The 18,897-nt window shown below is 69.7% G+C and carries 20 protein-coding genes and 1 pseudogene; 9 read left to right on the top strand and 12 right to left on the bottom strand.

The window, feature by feature from the left end:
• Nucleotides 1-7: 7 nt before the first annotated feature.
• The 3 genes from ACP15J_RS12045 to ACP15J_RS12035 are packed head-to-tail and all read right to left on the bottom strand — an operon-like array spanning nucleotide 8 to nucleotide 1,197.
• Nucleotides 8-394: a hypothetical protein gene (locus ACP15J_RS12045; protein WP_197220644.1), complete on the bottom strand. Its 387-nt coding sequence runs from the start codon at nucleotides 392-394 to the stop codon at nucleotides 8-10.
• Between the two features lie 9 nt (nucleotides 395-403).
• Complete coding sequence (locus ACP15J_RS12040; protein WP_197220643.1) at nucleotides 404-775, bottom strand: hypothetical protein; 372 nt, start codon at nucleotides 773-775, stop codon at nucleotides 404-406.
• Nucleotides 772-1,197, bottom strand: a complete 426-nt coding sequence (locus ACP15J_RS12035) for a hypothetical protein (protein WP_197220642.1) — start codon at nucleotides 1,195-1,197, stop codon at nucleotides 772-774. Before ACP15J_RS12035 ends, ACP15J_RS12040 begins: the two co-directional genes overlap by 4 nt.
• A gap of 539 nt (nucleotides 1,198-1,736) precedes the next feature.
• Between ACP15J_RS12035 and ACP15J_RS12030 the strand changes: the two genes are divergently transcribed.
• Genes ACP15J_RS12030 through ACP15J_RS12020 form a run of 3 tightly spaced genes read left to right on the top strand, consistent with a single transcriptional unit; the run spans nucleotide 1,737 to nucleotide 3,707 of the window.
• Nucleotides 1,737-1,898, top strand: coding sequence for a hypothetical protein (locus ACP15J_RS12030; protein WP_424937239.1), 162 nt, complete (start codon nucleotides 1,737-1,739; stop codon nucleotides 1,896-1,898).
• Nucleotides 1,899-1,923: 25 nt separating this feature from the next.
• Entirely contained in the window at nucleotides 1,924-2,703 is a 780-nt protein-coding gene (locus ACP15J_RS12025) for a hypothetical protein (RefSeq protein ID WP_424937238.1), read from the top strand.
• Nucleotides 2,616-3,707 (top strand): Rv2578c family radical SAM protein, encoded by a 1,092-nt coding sequence (locus ACP15J_RS12020; protein ID WP_424937237.1) that lies wholly within the window; start codon nucleotides 2,616-2,618, stop codon nucleotides 3,705-3,707. The genes ACP15J_RS12025 and ACP15J_RS12020 overlap by 88 nt, the downstream gene beginning before the upstream one ends.
• Nucleotides 3,708-3,845: 138 nt before the next feature.
• Here the strand turns inward: ACP15J_RS12020 and ACP15J_RS12015 are convergent, their stop codons facing one another.
• Complete coding sequence (locus tag ACP15J_RS12015; protein ID WP_424937236.1) at nucleotides 3,846-5,765, bottom strand: DEAD/DEAH box helicase; 1,920 nt, start codon at nucleotides 5,763-5,765, stop codon at nucleotides 3,846-3,848.
• Between the two features lie 233 nt (nucleotides 5,766-5,998).
• Here ACP15J_RS12015 and ACP15J_RS12010 point away from each other — a divergent pair, with 233 nt between their 5' ends.
• Nucleotides 5,999-6,901, top strand: a complete 903-nt coding sequence (locus ACP15J_RS12010) for an aldose 1-epimerase family protein (protein WP_424937235.1) — start codon at nucleotides 5,999-6,001, stop codon at nucleotides 6,899-6,901.
• Nucleotides 6,902-6,927: 26 nt separating this feature from the next.
• Here the strand turns inward: ACP15J_RS12010 and ACP15J_RS12005 are convergent, their stop codons facing one another.
• From ACP15J_RS12005 to ACP15J_RS11985, 5 genes and pseudogenes are all read right to left on the bottom strand, one after another.
• Nucleotides 6,928-7,401, bottom strand: a complete 474-nt coding sequence (locus ACP15J_RS12005; RefSeq protein ID WP_424937234.1) for a hemerythrin domain-containing protein — start codon at nucleotides 7,399-7,401, stop codon at nucleotides 6,928-6,930.
• 7 nt (nucleotides 7,402-7,408) lie between these two features.
• Nucleotides 7,409-10,570: pseudogene (locus ACP15J_RS12000) on the bottom strand (efflux RND transporter permease subunit).
• A gap of 15 nt (nucleotides 10,571-10,585) precedes the next feature.
• The gene (locus ACP15J_RS11995; RefSeq protein ID WP_424937233.1) at nucleotides 10,586-11,209 is read right to left on the bottom strand and encodes a TetR/AcrR family transcriptional regulator; all 624 of its coding nucleotides are present in this window, start codon (nucleotides 11,207-11,209) and stop codon (nucleotides 10,586-10,588) included.
• Between the two features lie 168 nt (nucleotides 11,210-11,377).
• The gene (locus ACP15J_RS11990; RefSeq protein ID WP_424937232.1) at nucleotides 11,378-11,737 is read right to left on the bottom strand and encodes a fluoride efflux transporter FluC; all 360 of its coding nucleotides are present in this window, start codon (nucleotides 11,735-11,737) and stop codon (nucleotides 11,378-11,380) included.
• Nucleotides 11,734-12,111 (bottom strand): fluoride efflux transporter FluC, encoded by a 378-nt coding sequence (locus ACP15J_RS11985; protein WP_424937231.1) that lies wholly within the window; start codon nucleotides 12,109-12,111, stop codon nucleotides 11,734-11,736. The genes ACP15J_RS11990 and ACP15J_RS11985 overlap by 4 nt, the downstream gene beginning before the upstream one ends.
• Nucleotides 12,112-12,181: 70 nt before the next feature.
• On the opposite strand from ACP15J_RS11985, the gene ACP15J_RS11980 reads away from it, so the two are divergent.
• The 4 genes from ACP15J_RS11980 to ACP15J_RS11965 all read left to right on the top strand — a co-directional run bounded on the left by ACP15J_RS11980 (nucleotide 12,182) and on the right by ACP15J_RS11965 (nucleotide 15,044).
• Nucleotides 12,182-13,222 (top strand): hypothetical protein, encoded by a 1,041-nt coding sequence (locus ACP15J_RS11980; protein WP_424937230.1) that lies wholly within the window; start codon nucleotides 12,182-12,184, stop codon nucleotides 13,220-13,222.
• A 159-nt stretch (nucleotides 13,223-13,381) separates the two neighbouring features.
• Nucleotides 13,382-14,233, top strand: a complete 852-nt coding sequence (locus ACP15J_RS11975) for a DUF4097 family beta strand repeat-containing protein (RefSeq protein WP_424937229.1) — start codon at nucleotides 13,382-13,384, stop codon at nucleotides 14,231-14,233.
• Nucleotides 14,230-14,865 (top strand): PadR family transcriptional regulator, encoded by a 636-nt coding sequence (locus ACP15J_RS11970; RefSeq protein ID WP_424937228.1) that lies wholly within the window; start codon nucleotides 14,230-14,232, stop codon nucleotides 14,863-14,865. The genes ACP15J_RS11975 and ACP15J_RS11970 overlap by 4 nt, the downstream gene beginning before the upstream one ends.
• On the top strand, nucleotides 14,862-15,044 hold the full coding sequence (locus ACP15J_RS11965) for a hypothetical protein (protein WP_424937227.1): 183 nt from the start codon (nucleotides 14,862-14,864) through the stop codon (nucleotides 15,042-15,044). The genes ACP15J_RS11970 and ACP15J_RS11965 overlap by 4 nt, the downstream gene beginning before the upstream one ends.
• 41 nt (nucleotides 15,045-15,085) lie before the next feature.
• Here the strand turns inward: ACP15J_RS11965 and ACP15J_RS11960 are convergent, their stop codons facing one another.
• On the bottom strand, nucleotides 15,086-15,625 hold the full coding sequence (locus tag ACP15J_RS11960) for a universal stress protein (protein WP_424937226.1): 540 nt from the start codon (nucleotides 15,623-15,625) through the stop codon (nucleotides 15,086-15,088).
• A 148-nt stretch (nucleotides 15,626-15,773) separates the two neighbouring features.
• On the opposite strand from ACP15J_RS11960, the gene ACP15J_RS11955 reads away from it, so the two are divergent.
• Nucleotides 15,774-15,962, top strand: coding sequence for a DUF3073 domain-containing protein (locus ACP15J_RS11955; protein WP_424937225.1), 189 nt, complete (start codon nucleotides 15,774-15,776; stop codon nucleotides 15,960-15,962).
• A 162-nt stretch (nucleotides 15,963-16,124) separates the two neighbouring features.
• On the opposite strand, the gene ACP15J_RS11950 is transcribed toward ACP15J_RS11955, so the two are convergent.
• Together ACP15J_RS11950 and purF are read right to left on the bottom strand one after the other, a co-directional pair.
• A complete protein-coding gene (locus ACP15J_RS11950) occupies nucleotides 16,125-17,432 on the bottom strand; it encodes a CynX/NimT family MFS transporter (protein WP_424937224.1) in 1,308 nt (435 codons plus the stop codon).
• Nucleotides 17,429-18,892, bottom strand: coding sequence for an amidophosphoribosyltransferase (gene purF / locus ACP15J_RS11945; protein ID WP_424937223.1), 1,464 nt, complete (start codon nucleotides 18,890-18,892; stop codon nucleotides 17,429-17,431). The genes ACP15J_RS11950 and purF overlap by 4 nt, the downstream gene beginning before the upstream one ends.
• Nucleotides 18,893-18,897: the final 5 nt, after the last annotated feature.

Raw genomic sequence — 18,897 nt, 5'->3', positions numbered from 1 at the left:
ACCAGTCCTAGGGAACGCGGCTCGCGCACTGAGCGGACACCGAACCTCCGCTACCGCTCGTCGCGGCCCACCAACAGCGATTCCAGGCGTTGGCGCGCTGAACGTGGGTCATGTTGGCCCCCGATCCGTTAGATTCCGCCTGAAACTGCACGCCTGCAGTGGTGATCGTGTCGATATGGGATCGCCCATAGACGAGACCCCACGGATGGGTGAGGTTGATATTGATCTCTCCTCCGACCGTGTCGCGCCACGAGCTCGATGAAGCTACGGAGTTCGGGGGCAGCGGGCCGTCGAGAAAGACAACATTCGACCAGGCGAATGCGGATCCAGCCGGTATCGTGACGGCAGCGGCGACGGCGGCGGCGGTAAGGACGGCCCTCAGGGACTTGCTCATGTTCGCTCCTTAGCTGAGGTATCGGCAGATGAGCCAGATATTGGAAGGGTTCGCACCTCCGTAGGGTCGTTGGAAGCAACGCGCCTGCCCCGTGATGGTGCCGTGGGTGACCTCAGCCGCGGCCATGTTCCCCTCGGAGGACGCGTAGATTCCGAACGGTGTGATGGTCTGCGCCCAGATCGTCACATTGACACCTGCACCAGGGCCTGTCCGGGCACCGTTCAGTTGCGTCGTCGCGCTTGTCTTCGTGTCATAGGCGCCGAGCATGCCATCCCAATAGGTCGTGCTCGCAGCCGAAGCGCTGAGGGGCGTGACGAGCAGGAGCACGCCAGCTGCGAACGCGGCCGCGAACGCGCTTCTTCCCCCAAGCCGGGCCCTCATCGAGGAACCTCCAATGAGAACGGCTCCTCGAACAGGGCGAGCTGGAAGCCATCCTCAGCCGACGATCGGAGCTCCTCCGCCGTCGCCACATTGTTGGCTGTCCTGATCTCCGCCGATATCGCCGGATCGACCGTATACAGATTATCGGCAATGCGTGCCGCAGGCCCATCGACAGTGACGTCATCCGGAGTGAGATAGGCCTCGATCAACCCCTCCGGGCCGTAGAGGCGGAGCCCGACGCCGTTGGCGAGGAACGAAGCTGACCCACTGCACGACTTCCCTGCTGCCCACTCATCAGCGCCGAAGAAGGCAACAAGGCACACCTGCTTCTGATCATCGAGGGCGACCCAGTAGCGCGTCCCCTTGTCCTCCGCTAGGGGGCGAAGAGTGTCCGCATCGAGCGAAAGGTCATTCGGCGACACCTGGGGTGGAAGAGACCCCCGAGTTGAACTCGTCAGAGTCGCCAGATCATAGTCTCCGGCTGAAGGGACAGCCTGCGCAGTAGCCATGCTCGAGGCAGCGAGTCCAGATGCGCCAAGGCCAGCCGTGATGAACAGTGCAACGGCGAGTCGCCGGGGTCGTCCTCGATTAGAAGTGTTCATGAGGTCTCCATCGTCATCCTGAATCACCGATCTGGTGAATAGTCCGACCCTGGCCGGAAGAATCCGCGCTTTCAAGAAACAAAGGCTTCTTGCCACGCCGATCCAATGCTGCTAAATTTCGCGGCTCACTGACCAGCACGCACACAGCGCCCCGGACCTGTACTCGCAACTCGTGTGGACTGAACCGGTATATGCCGGGATTGCAGGTGTGATCCATACCGGTAGAGCGGCTGTTATGGGCACGACGATCGCAACGAACAGCTGGCGGCGTACAACGACTCGAGCCGTCAGGATGCCCCGAGCTGGTCGATGAGCTGCGCACGACGCTGGGCGCCAAGTTCGTCGCGTTCATCGCTGGCGTGCACGAGACGCGCGCCGTCCGTGAATGGGCCGAGGGGACGCGCAAGCCCTCCCCGAACGCGGTGCGGACGCTCCGCCTGACGTACCGGATGGTGCGCCTCGTCGAACAGAGCGAGGGCGCCGGCGTCGTCGCGCCCTGGTTCCAGGGCATGAACCCGTAGCTGGGACGACAAGTCCTCTGCACGTGTGCTCCGAGAGGATCGCACCGAGCAGGGCCACGCCACCGTCCTCAACGTGGCGAACATTGCTGCTGACTCCGCCTACGCCTGTTTCTTTGAGATCCTCGCCTATCTCCGCCCCGATCGCCCCGGCGGCAAGAACCTCCTCGACGACATCACTGAGGACCCCGCCGACGCCACCGACTACCCTGTCTTGCCCGCCGGCGTCGTTGACCCACTCTGGATCACCGGGAAGATGATCACCCAGGCCACCCTCTCCGATGCCTACGCCGATGTCCGCTCCTCAAACACGATCGCGGCACTCCGACCGCAGTTCTTCGGCCTGGTGCTCGCGCTCGGCTTCGACGATTTCGACGCCACCCTCAAGAGCGCCTACCCTCGTGAGCTCACCCAGCATGTCGCAAGCCCCCTCTACGACCTGCTCACCGACGACCGCGGACCGCTGGCCGACGGCGTCCGATTCGCCTCACGCCACGGTGACGAGCTCATCATGTGGGCGATCTTCGAACGCCCCGGCGACAGCCCCTCCAGCCGCCGGGTGGCTAACGCGACAGGACGCCTCGTCTCCATCGATGTACTCAGACCTCCCGCGAGTCCCTCCGCCGCGACGCGCTCCGCGGAGAGCCGGGTCGATATCGTCATAGAAGATATGCACGAATCTTCCTTGACAGAGATTCGCTCATCTGTTCGAATGTCTGCATGCGCTGGCAAGGACAACGGATCGACGAGACGGACGCCGATGCCCTGCCGGGGCTGGAGAGCCGCACCGGCTTCCTCCGCTCGGTGACCACACCGGAGTTCGCCGGGATGACCTTCCACGAGGTGCTGGCCCGCTCCGCCCTCAACCACGTCCCCGGCCCGTCGCGCATGCCGTTCTCCTGGACGATCAATCCCTATCGCGGGTGCTCCCATGCCTGCGTCTATTGCTTCGCGCGGGGGACGCATACCTATCTCGACCTCGACGCGGGGCGGGACTTCGACTCGCAGATCGTCGTGAAGGTGAACGTCGTCGAGGTGCTGGAGCGGGAGCTGCGGCGCGGCAGCTGGCGGCACGAGACCGTCGCGCTCGGCACCAACACCGACCCCTATCAGCGAGCCGAGGGCCGCTACCGCCTCATGCCGGGGATCGCCAGCGCCCTCGCCGCCTCGGGCAGCCCGTTCTCGATCCTGACCAAGGGCACGCTCATCCGGCGCGACATCCCCGTCCTCGTCGAGGCCGCGCAGCGCGTGCCGGTGGACGTGCAGATGTCGATCGCGATGTACGACGAGGAGCTGCGCGGGGCCATCGAGCCGGGTGCTCCCACGACGCAGGCGCGGCTGGACACGGTCCGCGCGCTCGCAGGCTCAGGGTTCCGCGTCGGCGTCTTCCTCATGCCGATCCTGCCCCATCTGACCGATTCGCTCGCGGCGATCGACGAGGGACTACGGAGGATCGCAGAGGCTGGCGCCGACCACGTCGTCTTCGGCGCGCTGCACCTGCGGCCGGGGGTGAAGCCCTGGTTCCTGCAGTGGCTGTCCCAGCACCGCCCCGACCTGCTGTCCTCCTACCGCGCACTGTATCCCGGGGCCGCGGCCGAGGCCCCGAAGGCGTACCGGCAATGGCTCGCCCGCCGGGTCCGTCCGCTCATCCGGCGATACGGGCTGGAGACCCGCCACGCCGACGCGCCTCCGATGCGCGGCTCTCGTCACCCCGACGCGCGTCCGACGACCCCTCGCTCGCCAGGGAAGGTCTCGGCCGCGCCTCGCGGGGCGGCCTCGGCTTCCGTGCCCGACATCGCGACGCTCTTCTGAGGCCCGCCGCCGGCTGCAGCCTCAGAATGTCGGATCAGATCACTTCTGTCGGATCTGATCGACGATTCTGGCCGATGAAAGTGGTCCGATCCGACAGAGGAGATGCTCCGACAGAAGCGCCCGGTCCGCCGGCGCCCGTCAGGAGGTGAGCTCGTCCGCCGTGGGGACGCGACCGGCGAGCTCGTCGATCAGCTCGTCGCCGGGTCGTGCGTCCTCGAACGGCGCATCGATCTCGGCCCGATCGAGCAGCTCCGCCATCCGGCGACGGCGCTGACGCGTGATGAGCGTGACCACACGGCCCGCACGCCCCGCACGACCGGTGCGACCGGCCCGGTGCAGATACGTCTTGTACTCGTCCGGCGCGTCGGCCTGCACGACGAGGTCGATGTCGTCGACGTGGATGCCCCGCGCAGCCACGTCCGTCGCCACCAGCACCTGCACCGCGCCCGAGGTCAGCCGGGCGAGGTTGCGCGTGCGCTTGGCCTGGTTGAGGTCGCCGTGCAGCGACACCGCGGGGATCCCGGCACCGTCGAACGCCTCGGCAAGCATCTCCGCGTAGGCACGCGTGCGCGCGAAGACGAGGGTCTTGCCGTCGCGATCGACGAGGGAGGTGAGGATCTCCGCCTTGTCGCGGTGCTCGATCACGAGCACACGGTGGTCGATCGTCCCGGAGCCCTGGGTCTCCCCCGCCACCTCGAAGACGGCCGGGTCCACGAGGAACTCGTCCACGAGCGCGGCGACCTCGCGGTCGAGCGTGGCCGAGAACAGCAGCTTCTGGCTGCGACCGCCCTCGGGGAGGCTCCGTCCGGCATGACGGAGGATCCGCTGCACCGGCTCCACGAAACCGAGCTCGCACATGTGGTCCGCCTCGTCGAGGACGGCGATCCGCACGTCGGAGAGGTCGAGCTTCCCCTGCTGGATGAGGTCCTCGATCCGGCCGGGGGTGCCGATGACGATGTCGACGCCCTTTTTCAGCGCGCCGACCTGACGAGCCTGCGGGACACCGCCGTAGATCTGGGTGGTGAACAGGCCGACGCTGCGCGCGATCGGCTGCACGGTCCGGTCGATCTGCAGCGCGAGCTCCCGCGTGGGGGCGAGGATGATCGCGCGGGGCGCCCGCCCGAACTCACGCTTCCTGCCCTTCTGCGACTGCAGGATGCTCTCGACGAGAGGAGCGCCGAAGGCGATGGTCTTCCCTGATCCGGTGCGCCCGCGCGCGAGCACGTCCCGCCCGCCCAGCACGGCGGGGATCGACGCGGCCTGAATCGGGAACGGCGTCCTGGCGCCCATGTTCGTCAGGATCTCGGTGATGTTCGACCCGAGTCCGAGGTCAGCGAAGGTCATGCCCTCGACCTCTGCGGCCTGGACGGCCTGGGCCTCGAGACGCGCGTGGACGACGTCCTGCTGCGGCGTCGTCCGCGCGGGATCGGCGGTACGGGTCCAGTCGTCACGGCTGGGGCGGGCCTCAGCGCGACGACGATCCTGCCGTGCGCCGCGCGAGCCACGCTCGACGGCGGGACGCTCGGCACGGTCGTACCGCGGACGATCCGCGCGGTCGCCACGCGGGTTCCCCGGCCGGTCGTGACGCGGACGATCGTCCGCCCGGGCACGCCGGGAGCGGCCCTCCTGCCCGTCCCACGGATGCGCAGGATGCTCCGCGCGAGCGCCGACGACACGACGGTCGTCCCGGTCGCCACGACGCCGGGGCGCGTCGAAGCGTCCAGGCTCGGCGCGGTTGCGGATCGCCCGCGCCTCGTCGCGCCCCGCCCGCTCCTGCGCCGTCCACCGGCGCTTCGGCGCGGGGGACTCCGTGTCGGCGGGGCGGTAGCCGCGGTGGCCAGGGCTCCTGCTCCCCGGCCGGCGGTCCACGGACGCGCTCCGCCCCTCGCGAGGCTCATGCGCCTCGCGAGGCTCGGCGGGGTCCGGCCGACGGCCCCGCGCGGAGGCGTCGCCGACGGGACGGTATCCGTGACGATCGTGGAACGGCGTCTTCTTGGCGTAGCGCGGCTCGAAGTTGCGCGACGGGCGGCCGCCTTTGGGCTTGCGGTTCTTGGGCATGGAGATGCGTCTTTCGGTTCTCGCACGAGAACGGCGTCTCGCACACGGGGGTGCGCGGACCAGACCGGGCGGTCGGCAGCCGGGGCCATTCCTGTGATGGTGGGTGACCATCGGCCCTGGGCTCACACACTTCGCACGACGACGCGTCCGTCCTGAGGGAGCGGGACACGATGCCCGAAGCCGACGTGGTCAGGATACCGGAGTCGCCTGAGACCGCGCCGTACGATGGCCGGGTGAGCTCACCCACCGGACGCCCGTTCCCCCTCCGCCGCGACGGCGTGACCGCCCTCGTCTCACAGGTCGGCGCCTCGCTCCGCCACCTGGAGGTCGGCGGGACGACGATCGTGCCCCCGTACCCGGCAGGCGCGCCGACGCCGCTGTGCTCGGGCGTCGTGCTCGCCCCGTGGCCGAACCGGGTCCGCGACGGCGTCTGGCAGGACGACGGCGTCGAACGCGCTCTCGCGATCACCGAGCCGAAGCTCCGCAACGCCAGCCACGGCCTCCTCCGCTTCACGGCCTACGACGTCGTCGAGCACACCGACGACGCGGTCACCCTCGCCGCGACGATCGTGCCGCAGACCGGGTACCCCTACCTTCTGGACACGACAGTGACGTACGCGCTCACCGCCGACGGGATCGCCGTCACCCACACCCTGGTCAACGGCTCCGGCTCGGACGCTCCGGTCGCTCTCGGGACCCATCCGTTTCTCACCATCGGCGACACGGATCCCGGCGATCTCGTGCTCCGCATCCCGGCCGAGACCTTCTTCGAGGTCGACGACAGGCTGCTCCCGATCGGAGAGTCCCCCGTCGCCGGCGGAACGGACCTGCGCGCAGGCCGCCGGCTCCGGGACGTGCAGCTCGACACCGGGTTCGCCACCCTGCTGCGCGACGCCGACGGCCGCGTACGGACGACGCTCACCGCTCCCGACGGGCGGACGACGACCGTGTGGCAGGGGCCCGGCTTCGACTATCTCCAGGTCTTCACGACCGACCGCTACCCCGGCCAGGCACGTGCGGTCGCGATCGAGCCGATGACCGCCCCGGCCGAGGCCTTCAACTCGGGCCGAGGGCTGCGTCGCCTGGCGCCGTCCGAGTCCTGGACCCTGGAGTGGGGAATCGCCTTCCAGCCCTGACCGCGAGGGCGGTCGTCCGGCGTCGCTCAGAGCGGCCCGAGCGACGCCTCGCGGGAGGCGTCGAGCGCGAGGGTCTCGAGAACCGTGAGGAGCGCCTTCTCCTCGTAGCGGAAATGGCTCTCCATGATGGCCGCGACCCCGTCGATGTGGTCGCGGAGCACGGCCGCGCCCTCTCCGCCCTCGACGGCCGCCCTGAGACCTCCCAGCAGGTGCGCGATCATCGAATGGTCCTGCTCCAGCGCACGCAGCGTCGGCGCGAGATCAGGATGAGCGGCCTCGATCGCGGGGAACAGCGCCCTGTCCTCGGCCCGATGGTGCCCGTCGAGCGCGAGGCAGAAGCCATGGCAGTAGAGCAGGAGGTCGCGGGTCGGCTCCGACGGATCCTCCGTCCCGGCCGCGAGCGCGCTCCTGGTCGCATGGAGCGCGTCGCGCAACCGGACGTGCACGGCGCGGAGCTCCGCCGCCCAAGCGGAGACCCGCACCGTCTCGTCGGTGCTCACGCGCCGATCATGCCTCGTCGGGCGCGACGGCGGGCCCACGGTCGCGCAGCTCCCGACGGGTGAGGGAATGGGCCCCGCCCTCAGCCGCCTCATCGGGCACCGCGCCCGCCCTTCCGGTCTTCCGGGCCTTGCGCCGCTCCTTCGCCCCCTCCACGAGGTTGTAGAGCGTCGGAAGCACGAGCAGGGTGAGGACCGTCGAGGAGACAAGGCCACCGATCACAACGATCGCGAGCGGCTGCGAGATGAAGCCGCCATGGCCGGTGATGCCGAGCGCCATCGGGGTCAGCGCGAAGATCGTCGCGAGTGCCGTCATGAGGATCGGGCGGAGACGACGCGAGCCGCCGGCGATGGTGGCGTCGTGCGCGCTCATCCCCTTCTCGCGGTACTGGTTGACCAGGTCCACGAGCACGATCGCGTTGGTCACCACGATGCCGATGAGCATCAGCACGCCGATGAGCGAGGCGACACCCAGCGGAACGCCGGTGAGGACCTGCAGCAGGATCGCGCCGGTCGCCGCGAACGGCACCGAGATCAGCAGCAGGATCGGCTGTCGGAGCGAGCGGAAGGTCGCCACCATCACGATGTAGACGATGAGGATCGCCGCGAGCATCGCGAGGCCCAGCTGGGCGAAGGCGTCCTGCTGCTGCGTGACCACGCCGCCGAGCGACGCGTCGGCGCCGGAGGGGAGCCGGGCGTCCTCGATCGCCGTGCTCACGGCCTGGGAGGCGGCCGCGAGGTCGTCGCCCTCCGGCGTGACGGTGACGGTCGCCGTCCGCTGCCCGTGCTGGGTGGTCACCGAGGACGGGCTCTCGCTCTCCTGCACCGAGGCGACCTGGTCGAGACGCACGAGGCCGGCCACACTCGGGATCGTCAGCGCCTTCAGGGCGTCGATCGTGGTCGGCGGGTTCGCGCTCTGCACGTAGACCGTGAGCGACGAGCCGTCGATCTCGACGGTGCCGGCCTTCTGCGGCTGCATGGCCTGCGACACGATGCCGCCGACGGCCACCTCGGAGAGGCCGCGGGCTGCCGCGGCCTGACGGTCCACCTGCACCGCGATGTAGGGAAGCGACGCCGCGAGGTTGCTGGAGACCTGGTTGATGCCGGGAGCGTCCTTCAACGAGGCGACGAGCGCGTCCGTGGCCTCGTCCAGCGTCTTGGCGTCCGGGGCGGTGACCTTGACGGCGATGTCGGAGGAGGCGAAGCCGCCCGAGGAAGAGGCGAGGGTGATCTCGCCCACGTCAGCGAGGTCCGCGACCGCCTTCTGCACGTCGGCCTTCACCGCCTCTTGATCGGCAGACGACTCGGTCGTGATCGAGTAGGTGATGCCGGATCCTCCGCCGGAGAACGCGTCGCGCAGGGCTGATCCGCTCGAGCCGATCGAGACCTGCACGGTCTCGATGCCCTTGACGTCCTTGATGGCCTCCTCGACCTTCTGCGCGGCCGTGTCCTCGGCCGCGAGGCTCGGGGCCTCACCGAGCGACTGCGTCATCGTGAAGGTGTTCTGCCCGGAGTCGCCGAGGAAGTTCACCTTCATGAGAGGCGCCATCGCCAGCGTGCCGACGAGCACCACGACCGAGAGCGCGAGGGTGGTCCACGAGTGCTTGAGCGTCCACGACAGGACCGGGATGTAGGCCCTCTGCAGTCGCGACGGGGGCGCGGCGGGATCCTCGGGATCGATGGCGTCCCCGTTCGCGTCGAGCAGCGGCTTGCCGGGGCGGAGGAACCAGTACGCGAGCACCGGCACGATCGTGAGCGCGACGAAGAGCGACGCCGACATCGCGATCGCGACCGTGAGCGCGAACGGCCGGAACAGCTCGCCGGTCATGTCGCCCACGAACGCGATGGGCAGGAAGACCGCGACCGTGGTGAGGGTCGAGGCGGTGATGGCCATCGCGACCTCGCGCACCGCGAGGAGGATCGACCGCCTCTTGTCCGCGTCTCCGACGTAGTGCCGCTTGATGTTCTCGATCACGACGATCGAGTCGTCCACCACGCGCCCGATCGCGATCGTGAGCGCGCCGAGGGTGAGGATGTTCAGCGAGTACCCGAACGCCTGGATCCCGATGAACGTGATGAGGACGCTCGTGGGGATCGAGATCGCGGTCACCAGGGTGGAGCGGACCGAGAGCAGGAAGACCAGGATGATGAGCACCGCGAAGCCGAGGCCGAGCAGTCCCTCGGTGGCCAGCGACTCGATCGACTGCTGGATGAACGGAGCCTGATCGAACACCGTCGTGAACGTGGCTCCCGGAAGGTCCTTCTCGAGGGAAGGGACGAGCGCCGTCACGGCCCGCGAGACGTCGACGGTGTTCGCCGACGGCAGCTTGGTCACGGCGATCGTGAGAGCCGACTTGCCGTCCACGCGGGAGATCGACGTCTGCGGGTCGCCGGTCAGCGCGACCTGCGCCACGCTCCCGATCGTCGCCGTGGTTCCCGCGAGCGGGATCGCGGAGACCGCGTCGACGGATGTCAGCTTCTCGCCGGTCTGCACCGTGAGGGTCTTGTCGCCCTGGGTGATCGCGCCGCCGGGGAACAGCACGCCGTTCTGCTGCAGCGCGTCCTTGATCGCCGTCGGCGAGGCGCCGGCGATCGCCAGGGCGGCCGGGTCCGGGGTGATCGTCAGGCGCTTGCCCTGACCGCCGACGAGCGAGGCGGCGTTGACGCCCTTCTCGCGTTCGATCTCGGGGATGACCGTGTCGGTGATCCGCGCCTGGGCGTCCTCGGCGTCGTCGAAGCCGGTGACGGCGATCTGGATCACCGGGAGGTCGTCGATGCTCGCGGTGATGACCTGCGGATCGACCCCCTCCGGCAGCTGCGCCTTGATCCGGCTGATCGCCTGGGTGATCTTCTGCTCGGCGGTGGCGAGGTTCGTCCCGTAGGCGAAGGACGCCTGGATCACAGAGGCGTTCGTGGTGCTCGTCGCCGTGGACGAGTCCAGGCCGGGGACGCCCTAGATCGCCGTCTCGACCGGCGTGGACACGTCGTTCTCCACCACCTCGGGCGAGGCGCCGGGGTAGGTGGTCACGATCGAGAGCTGTGGGAACTCGATCGAGGGGATGAGCTCTTGCTTGAGGCTCGTCAGGGCGAGGCCGCCGAACACCGCGGCGACGATCGTGACGAGGGCGATCAGCGCGCGGTTGCGGAGGCTGAGGACGGCGAGCTTGGACACGGGTGCTCTTTCGGGTCAGACAGGACGGTCGGTCGCGAGTCGGGCTGTGATGGAAGGGACGGACGTGGACGCCTCCGACGAAGACGTCGGGGCTTCGAAGATCGCGGAGAAGCCGGCCTCGATGAGGCCTCTGTCGAGCGGGGCATGGCCGACGAGGGACTGCCAGAGGACGCCGTCGACGAAGACGGCGGCGAGCGCCGCCCGCTGCGCGCCGCAGGTGGGCTCGAGGAAAGAGACCATGCGCTCGCCCCAATGCCGGGCGAGCTCCTGCAGGCGAGGGTCGTTCACGGCGGCGGTGACGACGGCACGGTCGGTCTTGACGGCCTGCGCGTCGGAGAGCCCCTGCGCGATCAGCGTCGCGAGAGAGGTCGCCGAGACGCCCTGCTCGATCAGCGCCGCGTGCAGATCGTCCATGCGCGCGTCGATGTCGTCGGCCAGATGCTGGAGCCCTGCGGCCCGCAGATCGTCGAGGGTGTCGAAGTACTGGGTGGTCGCGCCCAGCGGGACCTGCGCTCTCGAGGCCACCATCCGATGGGTGAGGGCGTCGACGCCCACCTCGGAGATCAGCTCGGCGGCCGCCGTGACCATCGCACGACGACGGGCTGCCGGATCCCGTCGCGCCCGCGTCGTCTCCCCCATGGCTCTTCCCCCTCCCCGAACAGTGTGTACGTTTGTACATCCACGGGGATGTGAGCATCCTGAGAAACGGGGAAAAATCACGGGAGCGGGACGAGAACTTGTCCGGAACGGCCGAGAACATGTCCGGAAGCCGATGTGCGCCCACGACGCGCACCGCCCGCCACCGGGTCAGAGGGTCGCGCCGAGGGCGAGGCCACCGAAGGCCGCGAGGACGCTCACGAGCAGCATGCCCCACGCGTTGAACGCCGAGGCGCGACGGGAGCCGTCTCGCCAGAGCGCCACCACATCGAGCATCGCGGTGCTGAACGTGGTGTAGCCGCCGAGAAGACCGGCGCCCACGACGAACACCGCCTCCGGCAGCGCACCGGTCACCACGCCCAGGGCGAAGGATCCGGTCACGTTGACGAGGAAGACGCCCCACGGGAAGCGCGCGCCCGCGAGACGCGAGACGCCCCGGTCGACGAGGTAGCGCGCCGCCGCGCCGAGGCCTCCTGCGAGCGCAGCGAGCACGAGAGCGAGTGGGCTCATGTGCTGCGCTCCTTCCGTGCGCCGAGGCGGAGCCCGAGCGCGGCCGCGCCGACCCCGAGCACGAGGCTCCCTGCCGCATACGCCGCGGCGAGCGCCGGGGCGGCGTGCCAGAGGGTGACCGATCCCATGGCGAACGCGCTGTAGGTGGTGAACCCGCCGAGCACGCCGGTGCCGAGGAAGATGCGCCACGATGACGACCCCGGGAGCCTGGCCGCCAGGATCCCCAGCAGGAGCGAGCCGACGACGTTCGCGGCGAGCGTCGCGACCGGGATCCCGGCGAGCTCGGGGAGGGCGGTCCCGAGGAGGAGCCTGGCGCCGGTCCCGATCGTGCCGCCCAGGGCCACGAGGGCGACACGGGCGGCGGGGGAGCTCACGCCGCCACTCTATCCCCGCGTTGTGAGAGGATCCCGGCATGGCCCATCCGGACGTCGAGCACGCGGCATCGTGAGAGTCGGGCGAGCGACGACGGAACGGAGACTGCTGGCGTCTCTGGCCGCGCTCTCGCTGGCGGTCGTCATCGGCGGCTGCTCCTCGCCGCTCGACATCTCCGCGGCAGAACGCGCGGCCACCGCGACCTGCGCGGAGCTCGATCGACTGCCCGGCGTGGCGCAGGCCGCCTGCACGGTCGACGACGGAGGGTTCGACGCGGGGATCGAACGCGAGACGGATGTCGTGCTCACCGCGGCGGCGACGGCGGCAGAGGCCCACCATGTCATCACGGCCTGGCTCCTGCTCCGGGAGGGCGGGCTCGGCACGTCCGAGGTCAGCGGGTCGCGGGCGGCAGCGCTGAGGCTGACGCCGGCGGCCGGTCCGGAGGCGTCCTTCCACATCGCCCCTGGCACTCCTGCCCCCGGCGTCGCCTTCGTCGAGGAATGGCTGAGCAGGGCGCATCAGGGGCTCCCGATCTTCGCGTCGGTCGGGGAGCGACGCACGATCGGGATCAAGGAGGACCATCTCTCCCCCGCCGCGCAGGCCGCACTCCTCGACGGCTTCTCGATGCAGACGAGGACTGATCGCCTCGTCCTCCAGCTGGGGACGGGTTCGCCGGTCGTCCACGACGCGACCTCCGTCGAGTCACCCGTGTCACCGGAGCTCGGCACGACGATCGGCATGTTCGAGAACGCCTACCGAGGCCTCGCCGAGAAGGACCCCGACCGCGAGCTGGACTTCACCGTCTCCGCCGACGCCGGATCGCCCCCGACCCTCTGGTTCCGGCTCCCCGCCGACCTCGCCCCCACCGCCGCCCCGGGTCAGGGCCTCACGTCGTCACCGGTCTGGGAGTACGTCCGCCCTCTTCTCGAGGCGGCGGCGCCGACCGGCGCGGAGTACGCGGTCGGCCTCTCGGCCACCCCCGGCGACGTCATCGGCGGCTTCAGCACCTCGGGATGCACGCCGAGACTCACCGGGCCGGAGCCGCGGTACGGCGCCGAATTGCAGGCGCAGTGGTCCGCCCTCCACGGCCTGTCCGCCCCCGCTTGCTCCTGACCGACGCCGGCTCACCCCCTCCGTCTTCGCAGGCCCCCGGAGTTTTCAGGCCCAGAGCAGGGATCTCTCTGCCCCCTTGACAGATTCGCGATATATCGTGTTACTCTTCAAGCACGCGATATATCGCGATCTTAAGACTTCCACCCAAGGAGAAGGAAAATGACTGAGAAGTGGCTCATCGCCCCCGGCGAGGAACGCGTCATCGACATCGAGAGCGCGTCTCGTCTCAAGGTCGGCCTCGTCGGCGGCCAGGTCGACATCATCGCCCACGACGAGCCGGGCGTCCGTATCGAGGTGCACGGCGTCACCGTCAAGGACCTGCGCATCGAGTCCGACGGGACGCAGGTCGAGATCGACCACCCCCAGCTGGGCTGGGACAACTTCCTCGAGGTGTTCCGCAACTTCGGCTCGGGCGGGCCCAAGGCGCAGGTCAGCGTGGCGGTCCCCCGGGGGATCTCGCTCTCGCTCGGCGTCGTCAGCGCCGGCGCCCTCGTCTCGGGCCTCGAGAACGAGGCCCGGCTCAGCACCGTCTCCGGCGACATCATCGTCGACACCCACACCGGCGAGCTGACGCTCAACTCCGTCTCCGGCGACGTGCAGGTGCGCGCCCTCACAGGCCCCGCCCTCGCGAACAGCGTCTCCGGCGACGTCGCCCTCACCGGGGAGATCCGCAAGGCCACGGTCGACACGGTCTCCGGGTCGATGGTCGTCGACGCGACGGGCCCCGTGAACACGATCGCCCTGAACACGGTGTCGGGCAACAGCACCGTCCGCCTCGACCCCGACCTCGCCGCCAACTACGTCATGCGCACCCTGAGCGGGCGTCTGCGCATCGATGGGCTCGACCGCGGCAGCTCCGGCCCCAGCAGCTTCTCCGGGCGCTCGGGCGAGCTGTCGGGCAGCTTCGTGGACATCCGGTCGAACTCGGTGTCGGGGGACATCACCGTCCTCCGCCGCAGCGCCGCCGAGGACCCGGTGGCCTTCACCGCCGAAGGGGAGGACCTGCTGTGACCCCCGCCGTCTTCTCCCACGGAGACCTGCGCCTCTACCTCCTGTCCCTGCTCGCGGAGTCTCCGCAGCACGGCTACGGGATCATCCAAGCCCTCACCGATCGGACCGGGGGCACCTACACTCCGAGCGCCGGCACCATCTACCCTCGGCTGGCCAAGCTGGAGGAGGAGGGGCTGGTCACCAAGACCGTCGACGGCCGCACCGCCATCTACGCCATCACCGACGCCGGGCGCACCGAGCTCGCCACGCGCGAGAACGATCTCGCCGGGATCGAGGCGGGTCTCACCGACTCGGTGCGGCTGATCGCGAACGAGGTGCGCCAGAGCGTGCAGGACGCGATGAAGAGCCTGCGCGCCGATCTCGCGAGCGCGGCCCAGGCCGAGCGGATCGCGGCGAAGTCACGCCCTCGCCCCCCGCGTGACGACTCCCGGATCGCGAGCCGGGAACAGCTCCAGCGCGCGGATGCGCTCATCAACGCGTTCCGTGCCCGGATCCGCACCGACCTGCGCACCCACGTCGCAAAGGGCGGGGAGCTGCCCTCCTCCGTCGTGAGCGACCTCGACGAGGCTCTCGACGCCGCCACGCACGGCGTGATCTCGGCGCTCGACGGTCTCCGCGGGAGCCGGGGATGATCGCGGCGGAGGGCGCGGCCCCCGACGGCGCCGAGCGCGACACGCTCTCGCAGCCGTACGCGCCCTCCCGCCGGATCGCCGCCCCGACCGCCACGGGCGCAGATCCCGCCGTCTCACGGACGGCGGGGACGCCGACGCCGCGGCCGCATCGGCACGGCGCACTCCTCCGCTACTACTGACCCTCCCCGCCACCACAGGGACGAGTCGTCAGAAAAAGCGCCTACTCGGACCAGATCTCCTGGTCGTCGGGCACCGGCTCCTCCAGCGGGACCACGAGCACCGGCCGGGACTGGCGGTGCGAGAGGCGAGCGGCGACGGAGCCGGTGAAGAACTCCCGGATCGACTCCCCGAGACCGCGCTTACGGGTCCCGACGACGATGAGCTGGGCGTCGACCTTGGCGCCGAGCTGCTTGATCGCCAGCGCGGGGTCGCCGACGAGCTGCCGTGCCGTCCAGGTGAGCCCGGTGCCGGCGAGCGCCTGCGCCGCCGTGCGCCGGACGTCCTCGAACTCGGCGATGCCGGTGTCGATGTTCAAATCGATGGGAGCGGAATGCACGTAGCCGTCCGGGTCCTCGAAGGTCACGAAGCGGGTGACGTCCACGTGCACGACCACCAGCGGAGCCGAGAGCAGCTGCGCATACTGCACGGCGACCGACAGCACCCGGGCGGGCTGATCGGGAAGCATGGCGACGATGACGGCCTTCTGCAGCTGACCGTTCTGGAGCTCGTCGTCGACGGGGGAGGAGGCGTTCTCTGACACGTCGTTCGTTCCCTTCGCTGTCGGTGCGCGGGCCGGGGCCGAAGGCCCGCGTGCTATTCTGAATGCTACTCTTACCGGCCTCAGCCGGTGCCGTGAATAACACCGGGCCCCGTTCCGCCCGGTTGCTTACAGTAAGGGGGTCTCGCGCATGGGCCGTGGCCGTCAGAAGGCGAAGCACACGAAGATCGCCCGCGAGCTCAAGGCATACAGCCCCGAGGTGAACTACTCGGCGCTGGAGCGCGAGCTCGGACAGACGCAGGACAGCGACGACGCGTACGTCGACAAGTGGGCCGACCAGTACGCCGACGAAGACGAGGACAAGCTCGAACGAGCCTGACCGGGCCTTCCGCCCCGCGGGGTACGGACTCTGGCCCTGACCGATCGGCATCAGCCCGGACGGTCAGGGCCTTCGTCGTGACAGCCGTTCCTCGCGTCAGAGCCGTGTCTGGCCCGGTCGGCGCCGCAGCCGTCGCCGGGCGGGTCGTCCGTCGTCCGGCGGTCACCACCGGCCGTGCCGGCGTTCCCACTCGTCCTCGATGGTCCGCCGACGGCCGGCGAGGATCCCGGCAGGGACCGAGGCGACGAGCGCTGCGGCGACGACCACGAGCGGCACCTGCCAGCCCCCGGTCGCCTCGTGCAGCACGCCGACGAGCACCGGGAAGACAGCAGCGAGGGTGTACCCGACGCTCTGCACGAAACCGCTGAGGGCGACGGCGCTCTCCGGGGTACGGGCGCGGATGCTGATGAGGACCAGGCTCAGCGGGAACAGGGCGCCGACCAGGCCGTAGAGACCGACCCAGAGCCAGAGGAGCCCCGGCTCCGGCGCCAGCAGGAGGCCGAGGAGGCCCACCAGTCCACCGACGACGCCGAGGAAGTACAACGGTCGGGTGGCCTGGAAGCGGACCACGAGAACCGGCACCAGCAACGAGGCCGGGAGGCCGATGGCGGCGAAGAGCGAGAGCAGGAGACCCGCCGCGGACGCGCTCACGCCGGCGCGGTCGACGAGGATCGAGGGCAGCCAGGCGAAAGCCACGTAGGCCATGGTCGACGAAGTCCCGAACACGACCGCGAGCGCCCAGGACAACGGGATCCGCACGACACGCGAGAAGCTGCGGGAGTCGGCGGGCGCCGTGACGATCGGTCCGGTCGAGACCGCGGCCACCTCGTCGCCCTCGTCCACGGGGCGGGTCAGCGCGGGCGCAGCCGGCGCGACGGGCGCGGACGTGGGCCCCTTCCGGTCCTTGAGCACGAGGACCAGCCACGGCATGATCCCGGCGAGGGCGAACGCCCCCCAGAGCCCGAGGGACACGCGCCAGCCGGCGGCGTCGGCGACGGGAACCGCCAGCAGCGGCGGCAGGAAGGTCGAGAAAGCCATCGCCGTGGTGTAGAGCGTCATCATGACGCTCAGCCGATCGGGGAAGTACCTCTTGACCAGGGGCGGCAGGAGGATGTTCCCCGTGCCGACGCCGGCGAAGATCAACGCGGTCGTCAGCAGCAGCGTGACGGAGTCCACCGACAGCCCGCGCAGCACCAGCCCGATCGCGACCGCGGAGAGCGCCACCACGGCCAGCCGCTCCAGTCCGAACCGCCGCTCGAGCAGCGGGGTGAGCAGCCCGAAGATCGCGAAGCAGACCGGCGGCGCCGTGCCGATCAGGCCGATCACGGCCGGAGGCAGCGGGAAGTCGGCGGAGATGTGGTCGATCACGGGAGACAGCGAGGCCACCGCCGAGCGGAGCGAGAACGCGCAGAGGAGGATGCCGAGCACTGCCAGCGTCCGCCCCTGCCACAGCGGGCGCGCCGCCGTCACGAGGTCTGTGCTCCCTCGAGCCAGGACAGATACTCGTCGCTGACCGCCCCTGTCACGTACCGCCCGTCGAACGGGCTCATGTCAAGATCGTCGAGATCGGACCCCTCGATGATCGCGGCCTTGAGGTCTTCGACCTCCTGGTAGACGATCCGGTCGCAGCCGAGCACGTCCGCGATCTCGGGGATCGTGCGCCCGTAGGCGACGAGCTCGTGCTTCGAGGGCATGTTGATCCCGTAGACGTGCGGATGACGGATGGGCGGTGCGGCCGAGGCGAAGATCACCGAGGACGCGCCCGCGTCGCGGGCCATCTGGATGATCTGCTGGCTGGTCGTGCCACGGACGATCGAGTCGTCGATGAGCAGGACGTTCTTGCCCCGGAACTCGGTCGACATCGCGTTGAGCTTCTGCCGCACGCTCTTCTTTCGCACCGCTTGACCGGGCATGATGAAGGTCCGGCCGACGTAGCGGTTCTTGTAGAAGCCCTCGCGATACTCGATGCCGAGCTTGCGGGCGACCTCCATCGCCGCCGGGCGGGAGGAGTCCGGGATCGGCATGACGACGTCGATCTGGTCGAGCGGGACGTGCTTCGCGATCGTGTCGGCCAGACGCTGCCCCATCCGCAGACGGGACTCGTAGACCGAGACGCCGTTCATGACGGAGTCGGGACGCGCGAGATAGACGTACTCGAAGGCGCAGGGGGCGAGGGTGGGGTCGGCCGCGCACTGCCGGGAGAAGAGCTCGCCCTCGGTCGTGACGAACACGGCCTCTCCCGGCTCGACCTCGCGCACGATCTCGTAGTCGGCGTTCTCGAGCACGAGCGACTCGCTCGCGACCACCCACTCGTCGGCGGCGCCCTCGGCCCCCGCACGACGGCCGAGGATCAGCGGGCGGATCCCGAACGGGTCACGGAAGGCGAGGAGACCGTGTCCTGCGATGATCGCGATGACCGCGTAGGCGCCCTCGATCCGCTCATGCGTACGCGACACGGCCTCGAAGATCCGCTCCGGGTCGAGGTCGATCGCGGAGGTGGTGGTCTGCAGCTCGTTCGCGAGCACGTTGAGGAGCAGCTCGGTGTCGCTGGAGGAGTTCAGATGTCGACGATCGCGCTGCGCCATCTCCGCGGCGAGCTCGCGGGTGTTGGTCAGGTTGCCGTTGTGGATGAGGATGATGCCGTAGGGCGCGTTCACGTAGAACGGCTGGGCCTCCTCCTCGCTCGACGCCGTGCCCTTGGTCGCGTAGCGCACGTGGCCGAGGCCCACGTTGCCGAGGAGCGAACGCATGTCACGCGTGCGGAACGCCTCACGCACCATGCCGCTGGCCTTCGCCATGTGCATGATCCCGCCCGGCTCGGCCGTGGCGATGCCGGTCGCGTCCTGCCCACGGTGCTGCAGGAGCAGGAGAGCGTCGTAGATGTCCTGGTTGACCGGGCCGTTGCCGACCATTCCGACGATGCCGCACATGGGGG

Origin of the sequence: Microbacterium sp. S308A+, assembly GCF_049800815.1 — a bacterium.
GTDB lineage: Bacteria > Actinomycetota > Actinomycetes > Actinomycetales > Microbacteriaceae > Microbacterium.
The sequence above is the reverse complement of the archived record's forward strand: the minus strand, read 5'-3'. Positions and strand labels throughout refer to the sequence as shown.